Source organism: Vibrio sp. 10N.261.51.F12, from assembly GCF_041471725.1.
GTDB lineage: Bacteria > Pseudomonadota > Gammaproteobacteria > Enterobacterales > Vibrionaceae > Vibrio.
This window is the reverse complement of the sequence record NZ_JBFROV010000001.1, coordinates 166,289-187,671: the sequence shown is the minus strand read 5'-3', so window position 1 is coordinate 187,671 and position 21,383 is coordinate 166,289. Positions and strand designations below refer to the sequence as shown.

Sequence of the window (21,383 nt, the reverse complement as noted above, 5' to 3'; positions counted from 1 at the left end):
TCGGCTAAGTGTATCACTTACCCCATTGCATCACACGAATGGCGAATTATTTGAGAGTAGGTTTGTGATAAACAAAGGCATTATCAATCAAAGAGCCTTGTGAACCTGACAAAGACAGCCGCTTGCCAAGCTCGGTCATCGCCAACCAACGGTTTTCACACCACAGCGGCGCAAGCAACGTCGGTCTTCGAGCTGAGGAGGCAACACGATGAAAAACGATATCGGCAGGGGTTCGCCGAATCATCTCACTGGCTACATCAAGATAGAAGTCCAGCTCAGGGGCTTCTAAGCGCCCTGCATGCCAAGCTTTTGCCATGGTGCTCCCCTCGACAATATGCAAGCCATGCAACTTAATACCATCCGTTCCCGTTGCCAGCACTTTAGCGAGGGTCTCGAGGTTATCTTGTTTACTTTCTTTAGGGAGGCCGACAATAAGGTGAGTACACACTTTGATGCCGAGCGCACGAGCACGCTTAGTGATGGCATCATACACCTCAAAATCATGACCGCGGTTTATCCGCTTCAGCGTTTGATTGTGTGCCGTTTGCAGTCCAAGCTCTAACCAAATTTCAAAACCTTGCTCTACATAATCAGCAAGTAACTCCAAGACCGCATCAGGGACACAATCTGGCCGTGTACCCACACACAACCCGACGATATCCGCATATTTAAGCGCTTCTTCATACATGCTTTTGAGAACTTGAACCTCGGCATAGGTACTGGTGTATGCCTGAAAGTAAGCCAAATATTTCTTGGCCCGCTTCACCTCGCCCGCTCGGTCATTAAGCTGCTCATGGATAGACTGAATTCTGGTGTTTTCATTAGCAAACGATGCCACATTACAAAATGTACACCCTCCTCGCCCTATGGTCCCATCCCGGTTAGGGCAACTGAACCCGCCGTGCAAGGTCAATTTATGTACTTTTTCGCCATAGCGACGCTGGAGATCTTGACCGATCGTATTAACTAACTCATGTAATTGCATATCAAACCAACTCAATTAAATAAGAATGACTATCACTCTAATTTTTGAAATTTAATTACATCCCTGCAAAATAAAACCAGGCACAGTAGCAACGTGGCCATGACATCGACTTAATCAAAATCAATAAATATGCACAAAAACAACAATAAATCGGCAATTGTTAGCTTTTTGTTATCGATTGTATTCAATTTTAAATAAAAAAAATGGGTTACAAGAGAAACTTTCGTTGGAATTACCGAGAACAAAATTGTAGGATACTTACACAATTTTGCTCGATCTGCTGTTAGGATTACAGCTTGAATCAGTAGAATGAAAGGCGATATCCCATTCCCGCCAAAATAATTCACTAAAAAGTGAGTATACGATGAGGGATATCACCACGGATTGTTTTTCTCGCAACACTTTTCCTGCGAGATGCAGAATGGAATCGACACTGCCCCCTCTGGCAGTCAAGAATCAGAATTACAAAGGACAAGGCACAATCACACACTTTTGTTGTGCCTGGATTTAACTGGAAGGAAGTATCTATGGTAGATAGAGAGCAGAATACACAGGGTCTGTATACTCCAGAACTGGAGCATGACGCTTGTGGTATCGGTTTTGTTGCTCACCTTAAAAACCGTAAATCGCATGATGTAGTAACCCAAGCCTTAGACATGCTGGCTCGCATGGAACACCGAGGCGGACAAGGCTGTGATCCATGTAGTGGTGATGGCGCTGGTATCCTACTGCAAAAACCCCATGAATTTCTTTTAGAAGAAGCCGTTAAGCTTGGCATCAAGCTACCTTCTTTTGAAAAATACGGTGTTGGTGTTGTTCTTTTCCCTAAGGATGAGCACAAACGCGCACAATGTCGCGATATTCTAGAACGCAATGCACAGCGCCTTGACCTTGAAGTCATCGGCTACCGTGTTCTACCAACCGACAACTCTATGATTGGTACCGATCCTCTAAGTACTGAACCTCAGTTTGAGCATGTCTTTATTTCAGGTGGTCCGGGCATTACGCCTGAAGAACTTGAGCGTAAGCTTTATGTATTACGTAATTATACCGTTCGTGTATGCCTAGAGAGCATTTCAAATATTGGTGATGATTTTTATATTAACTCAATGTCTTATAAGACACTGGTATATAAAGGTCAGCTCACTACAGAGCAGGTGCCTCAGTACTTCCTCGATTTGCAAAACCCAACTATGGTGACTGCGCTTGCACTCGTGCATTCTCGCTTTTCTACCAACACATTCCCTCGCTGGCGTCTTGCACAGCCATTCCGTTACATCGCACATAATGGCGAAATCAATACGGTCCGAGGCAATCTCAACTGGATGAAAGCCCGTGAAGCAATCCTTGAATCGGATCTGTTCTCACAAGCTGAAATCGACATGCTGCTTCCGATCTGCCAAGAAGGCAGTTCAGATTCATCTAACTTTGATATGGCACTTGAGCTCCTAGTTCTTTCTGGTCGCAGCCTGCCACATGCCTTGATGATGATGATTCCGGAAGCATGGCAAGAAAACAAAAATATGGATCCAACACGTCGTGCGTTCTATCAATACCACGCTAACGTCATGGAACCATGGGATGGCCCTGCTTCAGTCTGCTTTACCGATGGTGTACAAGTCGGTGCAACGCTTGACCGAAACGGTCTGCGTCCGTCTCGCTACACAGTGACAAAAGACGACTTCTTGGTAATGGCCTCTGAGTCGGGTGTGGTAGAAATCGCACCAGAAAACGTTGAATATCGTGGTCGCTTGCAGCCAGGTCGTATCTTCGTTGCTGACCTTGAGCAAGGTCGCATCATTTCTGATGAAGAAGTGAAAGACGATATCGCTAAAGCGCAGCCATATGAGAAATGGGTATCAGAAAACCTACTTAGCCTGAAAAAACTGCCGGATGCGAGCAACGAATTCAGTCAGCCATCACCAGAGAAACTGTTGCATAAACAGCAATCATTTGGTGTTAGCTCGGAAGAAGTGAATGAAATCATTCTCCCTCTTGCAAAAACCGGCTACGAGCCACTTTCTGCAATGGGTGCCGACTGGCCGCTAGCGATTCTTTCTCACCAATCTCAGCACCTTTCAAACTACTTCAAGCAGTTGTTTGCACAAGTAACCAACCCACCAATCGACCCGATTCGTGAGCGTATGGTGATGTCTCTGAATACTTACCTAGGTAAAGATCAGAACCTCCTTGCAGAAACCCCTGAACATTGTCAAAAAGTAGAACTTGAGTCGCCTGTTCTTTCTAACTCTGAGCTAGAAAAACTTCGTGCTATCGATAACGAGCACCTTCAAGCGAAGACGCTAGATATCGTATTCCAAGCAAACGAAGAGCCTGGCAAGTTAGAACGCGCACTAAAACGTATCTGCCAATATGCAGAAGATGCGGTGAACGATGGTTACTCAATCATCTTGCTTACAGACCGTGCCGTTAATTCTAACCACGCTGCAATTCCAGCAATGCTGGCTGTGGGCGCGGTTCACCATCACCTCATCCGTAAAGGTTTACGTGCCAAGTGTGACATCGTGGTTGAGACGGGCGATGCTCGTGAAACACACCACTTTGCAACGCTTATTGGTTATGGTGCGAACGCTGTTAACCCATACCTAGTCATCGAGACAATTGTTGAGCTACAACGTACGAAGAAGCTAGACCCAAGCCTTCACCCACGTGAGTTGTTCGATAACTACCGTAAAGGTGTGAACGGCGGTCTACTGAAGATCTTCTCGAAGATGGGCATCTCAACACTGCAGTCTTACCACGGCGCTCAAATCTTTGAAGCTCTTGGTATTAGCAAATCAGTGGTTGAAAAATACTTCACTGGTACGGTTTCACGTATCCAAGGTCTAACGATCGATGATATCGCTCGCGAAGTATTAGTTCGTCACCGTGTCGGCTACCCTACTCGTGAGATCCCAGCTCAAATACTTGATGTTGGTGGTGTTTACCAGTGGAAACAACGTGGTGAGAAACACTTATTCAACCCAGAAACGATTTCTCTACTTCAAGAATCGACGCGTAACAAAGATTACGGTCAATTCAAAAAGTACGCGAACGCCGTTGATGCTCAAGGCGACAACGCAGCAACACTGCGTAGCCAACTTGATTTCATCAAGAACCCAGCAGGCTCTATTCCTCTAGCAGAAGTAGAACCTATTGAGAAAATCCTTAAGCGTTTCGCAACGGGTGCAATGAGCTTTGGTTCAATCTCACATGAGGCTCACTCAACACTGGCTGTTGCAATGAACCGCATTGGCGCGAAATCAAACTCAGGTGAAGGTGGTGAAGATCCAGCACGTTTCGAACGCAAAGAAAACGGTGACTGGGAACGTTCAGCAATCAAACAGGTGGCTTCTGGTCGCTTTGGTGTAACGTCTTACTACCTATCTAACGCTGATGAGCTGCAAATCAAGATGGCTCAAGGTGCGAAACCTGGCGAAGGTGGTCAACTACCTGGTGATAAGGTTGATGACTGGATCGGCGCAACGCGTCACTCGACTCCGGGCGTAGGTCTTATCTCTCCACCGCCACACCACGATATCTACTCAATCGAAGATTTGGCTCAGCTGATCTACGACCTGAAAAACGCGAACCGTAACGGCCGTGTCAACGTGAAGCTAGTATCAGAAGCTGGCGTAGGTACGATTGCATCAGGTGTAGCGAAAGCGAAGGCTGACGTAGTACTTATCGCAGGTTTTGATGGTGGTACGGGTGCATCTCCGATGTCTTCTATCCGTCACACAGGTCTGCCTTGGGAACTGGGTCTAGCGGAAACTCACCAAACACTACTGAAAAACGGCCTACGTAACCGTATCGTTGTTCAGTCTGATGGTCAGATGAAAACACCACGTGACCTTGCAGTCGCAACGTTACTTGGCGCTGAAGAATGGGGCGTAGCAACAGCAGCTCTAGTTGTTGAAGGCTGTATCATGATGCGTAAGTGTCACAAGAATACATGTCCTGTTGGTATCGCAACACAAAACAAAACTCTTCGTGAGCGTTTCGACGGCCGCGTAGAAGACGTAGTAACGTTCTTCCAATACATGGCTGAAGGCTTACGTGAAGTAATGGCTGAACTTGGCTTCCGTTCTATCGACGAAATGGTTGGTCAATCGCACAAACTTAAAGTTCGTGATGACATCGGTCACTGGAAGTATAAGAACCTAGATCTAACACCGGTACTGCACATTGAGCAGGCTCGTGCAGAAGATGGTATCTACAATCAGACAAAACAAAATCATAATCTTGAAGACGTTCTAGACCGTAAGTTGATTCAGGCTGCAACCCCAGCACTTGAGAAAGGTGAAGCCGTTACCGCTCAGTTCCCTATCATCAACACGGACCGTTCAGCAGGCACGATGCTGTCGAACGAAATCTCGAAGGTTTACAAAGACCACGGTTTACCACAGCCAATGAACGTTAAGTTCCACGGTAGTGCTGGCCAATCTTTCGGTGCGTTCCTTGCGAAAGGCGTTAAGTTCGAAGTAGAAGGCGACGCGAACGATTACTGGGGTAAGGGTCTGTCTGGCGGTACTTTGGTACTGTACCCAGATGCTAAATCTTCTATCGTTGCTGAAGACAACATCGTAGTGGGTAACGTATGTTTCTACGGTGCGACCTCAGGTGAATCTTTCATTCGCGGTATGGCTGGTGAACGTTTCTGTGTTCGTAACTCTGGTGCGAAGGTTGTTGTTGAGGGTGTTGGTGACCACGGTTGTGAATACATGACAGGTGGCGCGGCAATTATCCTTGGTTCAACGGGTCGTAACTTTGCTGCCGGTATGAGTGGTGGTGTGGCTTATGTTTGGGATAAAGCTGGTGACTTTGAAACCAAGCTTAACCCTGAGCTCGTTGACCTAGATCCAATCGAGCAAGAAGATAAAGATCTTCTGCTTGATATGCTAACTAAGCACGTTGAATTCACAGGAAGTGAAGTTGCTCAGTCTTTCCTTGCAAACTTTGAAGCAAACCTAACCTCTTTAGTTAAGGTCATGCCGCGTGATTACAAAGCGGTACTTCAAAAGCGTAAAGCTGAAGCACAACAGGCACAATCGGAAGAAGTGGAGGCAGTATAATGGGTAAGCCTACTGGATTTTTAGAACATGGTCGCGAGTTGCCTAGCAAACTCGATCCATCGGTTCGTATTGAAGACAACAAAGAGTTTGTGCTTAACGAAGAGTTTGGTGACAAAATCAATACTCAAGCATCTCGTTGTATGGATTGTGGTGTGCCGTTTTGTCATAACGGCTGCCCTATTGGCAACATTATTCCAGAATTCAATGACGCGGTTTTCCGCGACAGCTGGGAAGAAGCTTGGAACATCCTAAGCTCAACCAATAACTTCCCGGAGTTCACTGGTCGTGTTTGCCCTGCACCTTGTGAAAGTGCCTGTGTATTAGGAATCAACCAAGATCCTATTACAATCTGTAATATCGAGAAAACCATCGTAGAGACAGCCTATCGTGAAGGCTATGCCAAACCGAAGAAGCCGCGTATCCGTACCGGCAAAACGGTCGCGATTGTTGGATCGGGCCCTGCTGGTCTTGCCGCTGCAGAACAACTTAACAGCGCTGGACACTCTGTGACCGTTTTTGAACGTGATGAGAAAGTGGGTGGCCTACTGCGATTTGGTATTCCTGATTTTAAACTTGGCATGGACGTTATCGATCGTAAGATCAATTTGATGGCGGATGCGGGTGTGAAATTTGAAGTCAACGCTCATATCGGCGTCAAGATCAACGCCCAACAGTTGCGTCAAGACTTTGATGTTGTTCTGCTGACTGGTGGTTCAACGGTACCTCGTGACTTACCTATCCCGGGTCGAGAGCTACAAGGCGTCCACTTTGCGATGGATTTCTTAGGTCAAAACAACCGTCGTGCTAACGATATGGATCTGAAAACCGAAGAGATTCACGCCAAAGATAAACACGTCGTGGTAATTGGTGGTGGTGATACGGGCTCTGACTGTGTCGGCACCTCAAATCGTCATAAAGCTAGCAGCATTACTCAAGTGGAAATCATGCCGATCCCACCAGAGAAACGCCCTGCAAACATGCCATGGCCACAGTACCCAATGATCATGAAAACAACCACCTCTCATGAGGAAGGCTGCGAACGTCATTGGAACATCTTAACCAAAGAGTTTATTGGTAATGACAAAGGTGAAGTCACTGGGCTACGCATTGCCGATATCGTATGGCAGGATGCAAAACCAGGCGAACGCCCAGGCTTTGACGAAGTAGCAGGCAGCGAACGTGTCATTCCATGTGATTTGGCATTCCTTGCAATGGGCTTTTTACACCCTGAACCAACCGGTGTTTTAGCGCAACTTGATATAAAACTTGACGATCGTGGCAATGTCGCGACACAAGATTTCCAAACTAACCAACAAGGCGTATTTGCCGCGGGTGATATGCGTACTGGCCAATCTTTGGTTGTTCGCTGCATCAATGAGGGTCGTGAGTGTGCACGCTCTGTTGATGAATTCCTAATGGGCAATACCAACCTTGAAGCAAAAGCAAATTCTTTAATGCTTTCCGCTTAAAGGTAAATGCATGGCTGCGCGAATAAGCAGCCAGCAGATTTCCTTCCTAATTTGGCCAGCTTATGCTGGCCTTTTTTGTTTACCTAGCCACAAGTCGTAACCAAAAAACTGCAGCGATGGCCCTCTTACTGCGTACTCTGCCTACCCTTTGCTATTTAATTCGTTATCACTAACTACGTTTCTACACAATATCAACAAGTCATAACGCCGTAGCCGTAGCCGTAGCCGTAGCCGTAGCCGTAGCAGATAAATGCATGGTTTTTTTAATTTATACGAGACTAATTTCTGAAAACTTGACGTTTATCGCCATAAGCATTAGCTTGTGACGTTGGTGATAAATAAAATCGCACTATATGTTAAATGCATTATTCATGGAATTTTGATTCTTATAATAAAAAAAACCATTAAAAAGCATCAATTTACTGTCAGGACGACAGCACGTTCAAAGGGAGAAAGACCATGGCTCTTTATGACCCAAGTCTTGAAAAGGACAACTGCGGATTTGGCCTTATTGCTCACATGCAAGGTCAACCCAGCCACAAATTAGTACGAACGGCTATCTCAGCACTTGACCGAATGACACACCGAGGCGGCATCGCAGCGGATGGTAAAACTGGGGATGGTTGCGGCTTATTACTACAAAAACCCGACAGCTACTTTCGACTACTTGGCCAAGAAAATCATTGGAATCTAGGGAAGCAGTACGCTGTCGGTATGCTGTTTCTCTCCAATGACCCGATTAAAGCACAGACAACCAAAGACGTGATTGCTCAGGAGTTAGCTCAAGAAACACTGACGATCTCAGGATGGCGAGTCGTACCAATAAATCCAGCGGTCTTAGGCCCCATTGCGAACGATTCCCTACCCAACATCATGCAGGTCTTTATATCAGCACCAGCAGGATGGCGTGAACAAGATGTTGAACGTCGTTTATATATTGCTCGCAGGCGTATTGAAAAACGTACCAGTGATGACAGTGAATTCTACATCTGTAGCCTGTCCACCCAAGTGATCGTCTACAAAGGGCTGTGCATGCCTGCGGATCTTCCTCGCTTCTACCTCGATCTCGCCGATCTTCGTATGGAATCGGCGATCTGTTTGTTTCACCAGCGATTTTCCACCAATACTCAGCCCCGCTGGCCACTGGCACAACCTTTCCGATATCTGGCGCACAATGGTGAGATCAATACTATTGAAGGCAACCGTCAATGGGCAAAAGCGAGAGCTTATAAATTTGCATCTCCCCTGTTACCTGACTTACAAACCGCCGCGCCTTTTGTCAACGAAACGGGGTCGGACTCATCAAGTCTCGACAATATGCTTGACCTATTTTTATCTGGCGGTATGGACATATTTAGAGCCATGCGAATGCTAGTACCACCAGCATGGCAAAACCACCCAGATATGGACCCAGACCTTCGCGCCTTCTATGATTTCAACTCCAAACACATGGAGCCATGGGACGGACCGGCAGGTATCGTATTATCAGACGGTCGCTACGCGGCCTGTAATCTCGACCGCAATGGCTTGCGTCCTGCTCGCTATGTCATCACAAAAGATAACCTCATCACCCTAGCTTCAGAGGTGGGAATTTGGGATTACGCCCCAGATGAAGTGGTAGAAAAAGGTCGGGTCGGGCCAGGCGAATTGCTCGTCGTCGATACACAAGATGGTAAGCTTTGGCATTCAGAAGAGATCGATAACGACCTAAAAAGTCGCCACCCGTATCGCGAATGGATGGACAACAACGTTCATAAATTAACACCGTTTTCCGAGCTACCTGATGAAGATATTGGTCAGAGAGACTTTGATGCAAACTTGTTGAGTACTTACCAAAAACAATTCGCCATGAGCAATGAAGAAACCGATCAAGTCCTTCGGGTACTCGGTGATATGGGTCAAGAAGCGGTAGGTTCGATGGGCGATGACACCCCAATGGCGGTATTATCATCCAAAGAAAGGCTGATCACTGACTACTTCCGGCAGAAATTTGCTCAGGTGACCAATCCGCCAATCGATCCGCTTCGAGAGAAACACGTTATGTCACTGGCCACCAGCGTCGGACAAGAGATGAACGTATTTTGCGAAACGGACGGGCACGCTTATCGTGTTGCTTTTGGTTCTCCCGTCTTGCTTCACTCTGATATGCAGCAACTGCTCCAACTCAGTGACCAGCATTATCAACATTCCGTACTCAACATCAACTTTGATCCGCAGCACTACGACTTTAAACAGGCATTACTCAATTTATGTGATCAGGCAGAAAAAGCCGTCAAAGAAGGCACGGTGCTATTAGTGCTTTCCGACCGAGCCCTAATCAAAGGCCACCTTCCAATACCGGCGGCTATGGCCGTTGGCGCTGTACAAACCCGCCTCATTGATGCCAACGTTCGCTGTGATGCCAATATTTTAGTTGAAACCGCCACCGCACGTGACCCACACCAATTCGCGGTACTACTTGGTTTTGGCGCAACGGCCATTTATCCGTATCTCGCGTATGAAGCACTTGGCAAGATGATCGATGATGGCGCACTCGATAAACCCTATCGCGTCGTGATGCAAAACTACCAGAATGGCATCAACAAAGGCCTATATAAGATTATGTCGAAGATGGGTATTTCAACGGTGGCGTCATATCGTTGTTCGCAGCTTTTCGAAGCCGTTGGGCTCCATAACGACATCGTTGACCTTTGTTTCAAGGGAGTAACTGCTCGTATTCAAGGCGCAAATTTTGACGATTTCCAACAAGATATCTTCAACTTATCTCGTAAAGCATGGACAAAGCGCAAACCCATTGAACAAGGTGGTTTACTTAAATATGTCCATGGTGGTGAATATCACGCCTATAACCCTGACGTTGTGAGCACGCTGCAGCACGCGGTAAAAACGGGTGATAATCAAGACTATCAATCATTTGCCAAACAAGTGAATGCTCGCCCCATCGCGATGCTGCGAGATTTAATGACGTTAAAATCCATCGCCACCCCACTCGCTTTGACTGCCGTTGAGCCCACCAGCGACCTATTCAAGCGTTTTGACTCTGCAGCAATGTCGATCGGCGCGTTAAGTCCCGAGGCTCACGAAGCACTTGCGATGGCGATGAACCAACTTGGAGGCTACTCTAATTCCGGAGAAGGTGGGGAAGACCCCCGTCGATTTGGCACGACTCGTAATTCTCGAATCAAACAAATTGCGTCTGGTCGGTTTGGTGTCACCCCCCACTACCTCACCAATGCCGATGTGTTGCAAATCAAAGTCGCACAAGGTGCTAAGCCCGGCGAAGGCGGTCAACTACCCGGCCATAAAGTCACCGCTGAAATAGCCAAATTACGCTATTCCGTGCAAGGCGTTACCTTGATTTCTCCGCCTCCTCACCATGACATCTATTCCATTGAAGATCTTGCGCAATTGATCTTCGATCTCAAGCAGGTCAATCCGCAAGCACTCATTTCCGTCAAACTGGTCTCAGAACCTGGGGTGGGCACGATTGCCACCGGCGTGGCTAAGGCTTATGCCGACCTCATCACTATTTCCGGTTATGACGGGGGAACGGCTGCGAGCCCACTAACTTCAGTTAAATACGCTGGCAGCCCTTGGGAACTAGGGCTTGCTGAAACCCAACAAGCCCTAGTCGTTAATGGCTTGCGGCACAAAATCCGCCTACAAGTAGATGGGGGCTTAAAAACCGGTCTTGACGTCGTCAAAGCGGCAATCTTGGGCGCGGAAAGCTTTGGTTTTGGTACCGCACCTATGGTCGCGATGGGGTGTAAATTTCTCCGAATTTGCCACCTCAATAACTGCGCGACAGGGGTGGCAACTCAAGATGAAACCCTGCGTAATGAGTATTTTAAGGGACTGCCAGAAATGGTTGTCCACTATTTCACAGGGTTAGCCGAAGAAGTGAGAGCACTGCTTGCACAGCTTGGCGTAGAAAAACTCACTGACCTTATTGGTCGAACGGACTTATTAGACGTCACAGAGGGGCTAACGGCCAAACAAAGTAAGCTTGATCTATCTGGTATTCTAGACTCGCCTGTTTCTTCGCAACAACTGCCGTTGTATTGGACTCAGCCCAACCATCCGTTCGACAAGGCCGAACTGAATAGTCAAATTGTCGAAGATGCCCTTGATGCGGTTGAATCAAGGCAGTCATCGAGTTTCTACTACAACGTCCGCAATACTGACCGCTCGCTGGGCGCTAGACTTTCGGGCGAGATCGCTAAGCGTTATGGCAATCAGGGCATGGCCAGCTCCCCCATTGAACTTCATCTTGACGGAACCGCAGGCCAATCGCTTGGCGTTTGGAACGCCGGTGGGGTCGACATTTATCTCACTGGCGATGCCAATGATTATGTAGGGAAAGGCATGGCAGGAGGGAAAATTACGATAAAGCCTCACGTGGGTACCACATTTGTCTGTAATGAAGCCACCATCATCGGCAACACCTGCCTCTACGGAGCAACCGGTGGGAAACTGTTTGCAGCAGGGACCGCAGGTGAGCGCTTTGGCGTTCGAAATTCTGGCACCATTGCCGTCGTTGAAGGCGCTGGTGACAATGCCTGCGAATACATGACTGGGGGTATCGTCGCGATTTTAGGTGCGACAGGCGTTAACTTTGGCGCAGGTATGACTGGCGGGTTTGCCTATGTGCTCGATACCAATGAGGACTTTAATGGTCGAGTAAACACAGAATCTGTCGAGGCTTTAGCGCTGGCCGACTTGTATATCCATCAAGAGCACTTGCGTGGATTGATAGCAGAGCACCTTGAGGAAACCGGATCAGTGCATGCAGAAAATATATTGGCGAACTTTGATGAATGGATTCCGAAGTTCTACCTGATTAAACCGAAAGCGGCCGATTTGCGTACGCTGTTGGGTCACCAAAGCCGAAGCGCCGCCGAGCTGCGCGTTCAAGCCCAATAATGGCAAGGAGCTAGAATTATGAGCCAGAACGTCTATCAATTCATCGATGTGAGTCGTATCGACCCGGCAAAAAAACCGCTGAAAATCCGCAAGATTGAGTTCGTAGAGATATACGAACCGTTTACCAAGCAACAAGCCACGGCTCAGGCCGATCGCTGCCTTGACTGCGGTAATCCTTATTGTGAATGGAAATGCCCCGTACATAACTACATCCCTCAGTGGCTCAAACTTGCCAATGAGGGGCGCATAATTGAAGCCGTCGAGCTCTCTCATCAAACCAACAGCCTACCCGAGGTATGTGGCCGAGTATGTCCTCAAGATCGCTTATGTGAGGGGGCTTGCACCTTAAATGACGATTTTGGTGCGGTCACCATCGGTAATGTCGAAAAGTTCATCACAGACAAAGCCTTCGAAATGGGTTGGAAACCAGACGTTTCTCATGTTGAATGGAGCGATAAAAAAGTCGCTATTATTGGTGCCGGCCCTGCAGGCCTTGCCGCTGCCGATGTGCTTGTTCGTAATGGTGTCAAACCTGTTGTCTTTGACCGTTACCCCGAGATTGGTGGTCTCCTCACCTTTGGTATCCCCTCCTTCAAATTAGAAAAAGACGTGATGCTCAATCGTCGCCGTATTTTCACTGATATGGGCGTAGAGTTTAGGCTCAACACCGATATTGGCAAAGACGTTGAGATGTCAGAGCTCATTAGCGATTACGACGCCGTGTTCTTGGGAGTCGGTACTTACAAAAATATGAGAGCGGGTCTAGAAAACGAAGAGGCTCCCGGGGTTTATGATGCACTGCCATTCCTAGTATCCAATACCTACCGTGTTATGGGACTCCCTACGACAACACCATTTCTCGACATGAAAGGTAAAAAAGTCATTGTATTAGGCGGTGGTGATACGGCGATGGATTGTGTACGAACATCAATACGACAAGATGCCGATAGTGTCATTTGTGCCTACCGACGGGATGAGGCCAATATGCCTGGTTCACGACGTGAGGTAAAAAATGCTAAAGAGGAAGGCGTTAGATTTAAGTTCAACCTGCAACCACTTGGTATTGAGCTTGATGGCAATGGTCACGTAGCGGGAATTAAAATGGTGAAAACCGCCTTAGGCGAGCCCGATGAAGCCGGCAGACGACGTCCAGAACCAGTGGCTGGTAGCGAACATACTTTAAAAGCGGACGCCGTCATCATGGCATTTGGTTTCCAACCTCATAAAATGAGCTGGCTAGCCCCCCATGGCGTTGAGCTGGATAAATGGGGTCGAATTTGCGCGGCGTCGAAACAGACCTATCAATTCCAAACGTCAAACCCTAAGATTTTCGCCGGAGGAGACGCGGTGAGAGGTTCCGATTTAGTCGTTACCGCGATTGATGAGGGGCGAAAAGCGGCTGAAGGCATACTAGACTTCTTAGACATATAATACGTACGTTTCAAGCCTGGTAATATCAGGCTTTTTTATGGGGTAGTCATCATGAATAAAACCGTCAAAGCATCTGTACTCACCACAATAATTCTCTCGTTGACCGCATGCAGTTCGTCAACAACAAACATGGTAGATAGAACAGCGCAGCCTTGCGGTGACAGTCCTCGCTGCGTCTCTACGCAAGACTCTCGTGAAGAATTTAAGCTCGCACCATTCCCACTAGCTGATGATGTGAGCATCAATCAAATTGAATCGGTTGCTTTGAGTTTTCCACGCGCCACTGTGGCGGATAAAAAATCCGACTATTTACGAGTAGAATACCAATCCAAAGTGTTCGGCTATACCGATGATATGGAAGTGAAAATTCAGAATGGCGAGTTACTCGTTCGCTCTGAAGCACGCATTGGGTATTACGATTTCAAGGTAAACCGAGAACGTGTCGAACAGTTTCGTAGTAAGTTAATTGAGACTGGGTTAGTTATTACAAATCCTTGACCAAGCGTTGGGCAAACCTATCGAAGTTGCTATACTGCATGCCAATTACCTATCCAACTTAGAGAGTCACCATGAAAATTGGCATTATTGGCGCAATGGAACAAGAAGTGTCCATTTTAAAATCTGCTTTGACTAACCTTGAGCAACAGATTAAAGGCGGCTGTACGTTCTACACTGGCCAGCTAGACGGTGCGGATATTGTGCTGCTTCAATCAGGTATTGGTAAAGTGGCTGCGGCCGTCGGTACGACCATTCTTCTTAGCGATTACCAAGTTGATGTTGTGATTAATACCGGTTCAGCCGGTGGCTTTGAGTCCTCTCTTAACCATGGTGACGTCGTTATCTCAACAGAAGTTCGTCACCATGATGCTGACGTGACTGCATTCGGCTATGAGATTGGTCAAATGGCAGGTCAACCAGCGGCATTCACCGCTGATGAGAAGCTCATGAACGTCGCTGAACAAGCGCTAAAGCAAATGGAAGGACAACACGCCGTACGTGGTCTCATCTGCACGGGTGATGAATTTGTTTGTCGCCCAGAGCGTCAAGCCGTGATTCGCAATAACTTCCCTGGTGTTATCGCCGTTGAGATGGAAGCATCGGCTATCGCACAGACTTGCCACCAGTTTGATACCCCATTTGTCGTGGTTCGTGCCATCTCAGATATCGCAGACAAAGAATCACCAATGAGTTTTGAAGAGTTCCTGCCACTCGCAGCAAAAAGCTCCTCTGAAATGGTCATCAACATGGTGAGTCTGCTTAAATAAGCGATAACTCAATTAAGCGCTAACCTAGGTAACAACCACTTAAGTAAATCGTCACTTGAGTAAAGCATTGCCTAGGTAGACCATCACTTAAATAAACATCGTTTTGGAAAGCCATAACATGGCCCCAAAACGACGTTAGGATAGTCTTTAACAAGGATTTGTTCATGAGCTCTTTTTTTGAGAGTTTCTATGCCAATGGGGCGCTCCTCGTCATGTGGGGCGCGCTTGGTTTTCATCTGTTGTTACCCATACCTAAAAGTGCACATCCCGTTTATTATTGGCAACGCCTAGCGCACCTGATAGCCAACAAAGTGAACCCTCCCAACGCCACCCCATCTCAACAAATGTTGTCCGGCGTACTCGCTCTGACATTGTTTATTGTTCCCGCAATTGCGGTATTAATCGCCATGCAGTCACTGGCGTGGCAGGCCCAGTTTTATCAACTAGCGCTGCTATTACTCGCACTCGACTGGCGAACCAATGAGACCTTGGCACAGCAACTTATCCAAACCTTGTCACACGAAGATAAAGTCCGTGCGCGTCTCATATTACAAGACAACGTCAACAGAGATACCTCATCGTTGTCCTTACTCGGTTTAGGGAAGGCATCAGCAGAAACCCTGATTTTAGGGTATTCAAGACGTGTTATCGGGGTTCTTTTTTGGTACGGAATACTAGGAGGCGTTGGCGCACTGCTTTACCGCTTAATGATGGAATTGGCGCGCACCTGGAGTCCAAGTAAACCCCATTACCAAGTATTCGGAAAACCCGCGGTTACGGTATTTTTGGTGCTCGATATATTGCCGCAAAAATTATTTTCTCTTTTAATTATGGTCGGCACCTCAAGACAACTGATTGCGGCGACTATCGAACAAAGTAGAACCTGGCACAACACCGTAACCAACTGGTTACTCTGTGGGTATGCGAATAAGTTTGGCTTAGCACTAGGAGGGCCTGCTATGTACGGTACAACAAAGTATCAACGCGCCCGTATTGGTGGCAAAGTCGCCCCTGCTGCTTATCACCTAGCCCAACTACAAAAAGATATCGCTTGGCGTATCTGCGCTTGGATAATGATTCAAAGCAGTATCATGTTCATCATTTATCAAGGATTTTAGTTAATGAAACGACTGTTGTTGTCATTGGTCATTTTCAGCATCACATCACCAGCCTGGGCTGTCGCCCAGCGAGTCATTAGTCTTGCTCCCCACGCCACTGAACTGGCTTACGCGGCAGGATTAGGTGACCAACTCATTGCGGTTAGCGAGTACAGTGATTACCCCGAAGAAGCGAAAGATCTAGAACGTGTTGCCAATTACCAAGGCATAAAATTGGAGCGCATTGTCGCCCTAGAACCGGACCTCATTCTCGCATGGCCTGCCGGTAACCCAGCGCGTGAACTTGATAAACTCAAACAGCTTGGTTTTAACCTCGTGTACTCAAAGACAAAGACACTAGAAAATATCGCTGATAATATTGAAGCGCTTAGTGTCTATGCTCGTGACCCAAGCATTGGCCAGCAAGCCGCTGATGACTTTCGCAAAAAATTGAAGCAGCTAAAGTCCAACAGCAACACCAATGAGCCTGTCAGCTACTTCTATCAACTAAGTGAAAAGCCAATCATTACCCTAGCGCAAGGCAGTTGGCCCAGTGAGGTTTTCAGTTTTTGTGGTGGAGAGAATATTTTTTCTCACAGCAAAGCCCCTTATCCTCAAGTCAGTCCAGAACAAGTTATTGTAAGACAGCCCGACGCTATTTTTAGCTCAGAGCATGCCATAAAAGATGGCGGAATGTGGCAGCAATGGTCATCTGAGTTACCCGCAGTAAAGCAACAACACATGTGGACGCTAACCTCTGATTGGCTCAACCGCCCTACACCACGCACATTGCTCGCGATTGAGCAGGTCTGCCATCATTTCGATACCATTCGAAAAAATCGCGGATAAATGACGAGTATCTGCCGATAAATACCTTAACAAAAGATATAGCGCGAATTTATAGAGGTTTTAAAGAAGATAAGGTGCGAATTGGTAATAATTGCCGTAAAATTGCCGCACTTTTTCCGTTCAATTCTTCAATGGGTATATAACCGTGGACTCCATGCTCTATTTCGTCGATTTATTCGGCACAATGGTATTTGCGATATCCGGAGTGATCCTCGCAGGAAGGCTAAGGATGGATCCTTTTGGCGTAATGGTATTAGGCAGTGTGACCGCGATTGGTGGCGGTACTATTCGTGATATGGCATTAGGCGCAACCCCTGTATTTTGGATCACAGATACGACCTACTTATGGGTGATTATTATCACCTGTTTATTGACGATGATGCTTGTCAGACATCCACGTCGCTTGCCATGGTGGGTATTGCCCGTTTCTGATGCCATTGGATTGGCTGTTTTTGTCGGTATTGGTGTCGAAAAAGCATTAAGCTATCAAGATTCGGCGCTTGTTGCGATTATAATGGGTGTCATTACTGGCTGCGGCGGCGGTATCATCCGTGATGTACTGGCCCGAGAGATCCCAATGGTGCTGCGTAGAGAAGTCTATGCGACAGCCTGTATTATTGGTGGCGTATTTTACACCACAACATTGATGTTAGGTGCGACGCCAGAAAGTGCCTTTTTAAGTTGCGTCATCACGACACTTATCATTCGACTAGGCGCGATTCGCTGGCAGCTTTCACTGCCCACGTTCGCACTGGACAAATAACCCTCCGGCTCCTCAGGATGTCAGAGATATCGATTCTCTGACATTCCCACTTCAAATTCTCCTGCAGCTTTAGTATGTTGAATACTCACCGTATTGTGATTATGTCATTACGGTCAGGTAGATTCATTCGAGGTAAGGAGGTCTCATGGCTATCACATTCGATCAGGTCCATTTTCATCATACACAAACACTGAATATCCCATCTTGGCAGCTTTTAGAAGGCCAGCATTGGGGCGTTTTTGAGACCGAAGGTAACGTCGGCTCCTTGATTGGCGATCTATTGTGCAATGAAATTCAGTTGGACTCAGGTTGTCTCGATACCTATACCGATAAAATTGCACAAGTCTCCCTGACCGAACAACAGCGCTTACTTGAGCTTGAGCATGCGAATGATGATACCGACTTTATGGATCGAATCGATTACGGTCGCACCGTCGAGCAATTGGTTTCGGAGCAATGTGATAACCCAGTGATTGTTCAGCAGTTGATGCAAGAGTTAGACTTACTCCACCTAAAAGAGCGAGGATTCAAACAGCTGTCGACGGGCGAAACTCGCCGCGTCATGCTGGCTCGAGCCCTATCCACCTCCCCCCAAGTATTGATTCTCGATGAACCCTTTGTTGGTCTCGACCAATTGCATCGTAAAATGCTCACTGGGTACCTTCACGATCTTGCTACTTATATACAGCTCATCATCGTGACTTCTCGAGAGGACGAGATCCCAGCTTGGGTCAATCATGTTGCATTATTTGAAAAAGGCACCTTAAAAGAACAGCTCACCTATCAGCAATGGATTAGCCATCCAATTATCGCGCAGTTATTGTCACAGTCGGCACAACAAAGCGAGCAATGGCTGACCTTAATACGTAAGCATCAACACGCCCCTAAATTTAGTGACCCACTCGTTCGTATTACCGATGGCTGCGTGGAGTATGTCGATCAAAAAATATTTTCCGATGTGAACTGGCAAATATGCCATGGCGAACATTGGCAGGTTCGCGGCCCAAACGGTTGTGGAAAAAGCACCTTACTCGGGCTGATATTTGGGGATCATCCGCAATGCTATAGCAACGATATTCATATTTATGATATGAAACGAGGCAGCGGAGAAACCGTCTGGGACATCAAGCAACACACGGGAATGGTCTCATCTGCTCTACACCTTCAATACCGTGTCAGTTGCAACGCACTTGACGTCCTTCTTTCTGGCTTTTTTGACTCAATTGGGTTGTACGACAAACCCACCAAAAAACAGATTGATACAGCCAAAGAATGGCTAACGCTGCTGCACATGAATGAACTGGCTCGTTGCTCATTTAAGTCGCTTGAATACAGTCAACAACGCCTGTTATTGATCGCTAGGGCGATCATAAAACAACCCACCATTCTGATTCTTGATGAACCCTACCAAGGACTTGATTATCTGGGGCGAAAGTTAGTCATGAATGCGCTCAATATGATCGCTAAAGAAAACCTGAGCCAACTCTTGTATGTCTCACATTATGTAGAAGATGAACTCGATAGCATTCAACACTTTGTTGATTTTGTTCCAAATGCTGATGACGATGGATATCAGATAAAAATCACTCAGCCGAGAAAACTAAATAAAGGCTAATATTGTCATTGTCTATTTTTCTCAAAATTTTTTGCCAGAAGCTAGCGGGAAAAATAGACAATAATATGACCAAAGACGTTATTGGGTTCAAATACCGTCAATAAGAGTGACCGACCAACGATGTATGGCTTTGGTCGGTAATTTGCAGGCTATCTTTTGGTTCTAAGGCCACAAATTCATGCTAGCATAGTTGTCTCTATTCCTACTTTTCATCGATTATTATGTTGCTTGAAGGCATTGATACACTACTCGTTTTATCACAAGAAAAGACCATGAGCCGAACGGGTAGTCGCCTGTATATTGGGCAGTCAGCGGTAAGCAAACGGATTGCGAATCTTGAGAAGCGGCTGGGAAAAAAGTTAATTGAGCCCGACGGCAGGCAGATAAAGCTCACACCTGATGCACTCGCGTTAATTGAGCGCATAGGATCAAGCGTGAATGAATTAAAGGGCCTGATATCAGAAGAACAAACACTCAGTGACCAGACCTTAATTCGTCTCGATTGCTCTGAGACACTAGTGGCTGGTTACCTCAGTGAGTTTGTTGTGCCGCTATTAAACCAAGATCCTTATCTCACGATCACGACCAATCATACGCCTCGAATCATAGAACACGTTAGCTCAGGTGACGCGATGATTGGACTTTGCGCAGGCCACCTAAGTGCAAAGCTCGGCTTACAAGCCACACACCTCTTCGATGAGCCGTTCAAAATTGTCAGTCAAACTCCACTCATCCATGCACCACGCACCTTGATCACCAATGATCTCAACAACCCTGCCAACACTTATCAAGCAGCGTTGCTTCAGCAATCAAAGATTGAGCCCGCCATGCAGATGGACTCGTACACCGCTGCCGCACAACTGGCCATCAAAGGGGCGGGGGCGGCGCTGGTGCCTATGTCGATAATAAAAACACTTCATATTGATGAAGCGCTGTGTTTTGACTTTGATTTTTTATCCGCATTAACTCGCCCGATTCACGTCATCTACCGTTCGTCGACACTAAAAATTCATCGCGCTAAAACAGTGATTGAAACCATTGAGGATGCTGTTCCAAGAGTAGCTTTATCGCCATCACCATTGACATGATAACCACCAACGGGCGAATAAACTTCTTGCCCTTCGTGACCACCATTTTCGCGCCCATTCGAGCGCCGATGAAACCTCCCACGGCCATCACTAGACCAATCTCCCAAATGGGAAGCCCAGCCAAAATAAAGAATATCAATGCGGCGATATTAGAGGTGAAGTTGAGCACCTTCGTTCTTGCTGTAGCATGAACGATGGAGAGTTGTGCGATCGCAACAAAACAAATAGTAAAAATAGACCCAGTACCTGGTCCAAAAAAACCATCATAAAAGCCAACGCCAGTTCCTACAGAAAAAGCAAACATAGTCTCCGACAGCTTAGGTTTTCCTCCCCCCTCACCGGCTTGTGGAGCGAATAGAAAATACAGCGATATACCAAGTAACAACAAAGGAATCAGGCTGGTCAATAAGCCTGCATCAATATGTTGAACCAGCTCAGCACCAAGCGCTGAACCTATAAAAGTACAAGCGATCGCTAAACGCATGTCTTTGATATCAACAATACCATTGCGGACAAAATACCACGTCGCAGAAAAGCTGCCAAAAGAGCTTTGGAGTTTGTTAGTGGCCAGTGCTTGTGTCGGCGGAACACCCACAGATAAAAGTGCAGGAACAGTCAATAACCCACCGCCTCCGGCCATTGCGTCAATAAAACCAGCTAGGCCGGCAACAAAGAACAACATCATCAATATGTCGAAAGTAACGTCCATGAACTCCACTCATTAGCATTAAATTGAACAAAATTGTACGTCATCAAACCACGAATAAAAGCGAAACGATGGATGACAACCTATTCCACATAGGAAACAGTTAGCGATCACCTT

The 21,383-nt window shown here is 46.9% G+C and carries 13 protein-coding genes; 11 read left to right on the top strand and 2 right to left on the bottom strand.

From position 1 onward, the window contains the following. Positions 1–46: 46 nt before the first annotated feature. A complete protein-coding gene (locus AB4405_RS00785) occupies positions 47–985 on the bottom strand; it encodes a TIGR01212 family radical SAM protein (RefSeq protein WP_102468359.1) in 939 nt (312 codons plus the stop codon). A gap of 527 nt (positions 986–1,512) precedes the next feature. Here AB4405_RS00785 and gltB (AB4405_RS00780) point away from each other — a divergent pair. From gltB (AB4405_RS00780) to AB4405_RS00730, 11 genes are all read left to right on the top strand, one after another. Then, a complete protein-coding gene (gltB, locus tag AB4405_RS00780) occupies positions 1,513–6,060 on the top strand; it encodes a glutamate synthase large subunit (protein ID WP_372059239.1) in 4,548 nt (1,515 codons plus the stop codon). Next, the gene (locus AB4405_RS00775) at positions 6,060–7,529 is read left to right on the top strand and encodes a glutamate synthase subunit beta (RefSeq protein WP_372059238.1); all 1,470 of its coding nucleotides are present in this window, start codon (positions 6,060–6,062) and stop codon (positions 7,527–7,529) included. Before gltB (AB4405_RS00780) ends, AB4405_RS00775 begins: the two co-directional genes overlap by 1 nt. Positions 7,530–7,988: 459 nt before the next feature. Further along, a complete protein-coding gene (gene gltB / locus AB4405_RS00770) occupies positions 7,989–12,452 on the top strand; it encodes a glutamate synthase large subunit (protein ID WP_372059237.1) in 4,464 nt (1,487 codons plus the stop codon). A gap of 18 nt (positions 12,453–12,470) precedes the next feature. Beyond that, a complete protein-coding gene (locus tag AB4405_RS00765) occupies positions 12,471–13,883 on the top strand; it encodes an FAD-dependent oxidoreductase (RefSeq protein ID WP_372059236.1) in 1,413 nt (470 codons plus the stop codon). 51 nt (positions 13,884–13,934) lie between these two features. Then, positions 13,935–14,381 carry a DUF1499 domain-containing protein gene (locus tag AB4405_RS00760; RefSeq protein ID WP_372059235.1) on the top strand — a complete coding sequence of 149 codons (447 nt, stop codon included), beginning with the start codon at positions 13,935–13,937 and terminating at the stop codon, positions 14,379–14,381. 71 nt (positions 14,382–14,452) lie between these two features. Then, a complete protein-coding gene (gene mtnN / locus AB4405_RS00755) occupies positions 14,453–15,148 on the top strand; it encodes a 5'-methylthioadenosine/S-adenosylhomocysteine nucleosidase (protein WP_372059234.1) in 696 nt (231 codons plus the stop codon). Between the two features lie 164 nt (positions 15,149–15,312). Next, positions 15,313–16,266, top strand: coding sequence for a cobalamin biosynthesis family protein (locus AB4405_RS00750; protein ID WP_372059233.1), 954 nt, complete (start codon positions 15,313–15,315; stop codon positions 16,264–16,266). 3 nt (positions 16,267–16,269) lie between these two features. Continuing rightward, a complete protein-coding gene (gene btuF / locus AB4405_RS00745; RefSeq protein WP_372059232.1) occupies positions 16,270–17,094 on the top strand; it encodes a vitamin B12 ABC transporter substrate-binding protein BtuF in 825 nt (274 codons plus the stop codon). 145 nt (positions 17,095–17,239) lie between these two features. Beyond that, positions 17,240–17,857 (top strand): TRIC cation channel family protein, encoded by a 618-nt coding sequence (locus AB4405_RS00740; protein ID WP_102468350.1) that lies wholly within the window; start codon positions 17,240–17,242, stop codon positions 17,855–17,857. Between the two features lie 145 nt (positions 17,858–18,002). Beyond that, complete coding sequence (locus AB4405_RS00735; protein ID WP_372059231.1) at positions 18,003–19,472, top strand: ATP-binding cassette domain-containing protein; 1,470 nt, start codon at positions 18,003–18,005, stop codon at positions 19,470–19,472. A 221-nt stretch (positions 19,473–19,693) separates the two neighbouring features. Next, positions 19,694–20,560, top strand: coding sequence for a LysR family transcriptional regulator (locus AB4405_RS00730; protein WP_372059230.1), 867 nt, complete (start codon positions 19,694–19,696; stop codon positions 20,558–20,560). Here AB4405_RS00730 and AB4405_RS00725 read toward each other — a convergent pair. Next, entirely contained in the window at positions 20,490–21,269 is a 780-nt protein-coding gene (locus AB4405_RS00725) for a TSUP family transporter (protein ID WP_102468347.1), read from the bottom strand. The two genes, AB4405_RS00730 and AB4405_RS00725, sit on opposite strands and share 71 nt — an antisense overlap. Positions 21,270–21,383: the final 114 nt, after the last annotated feature.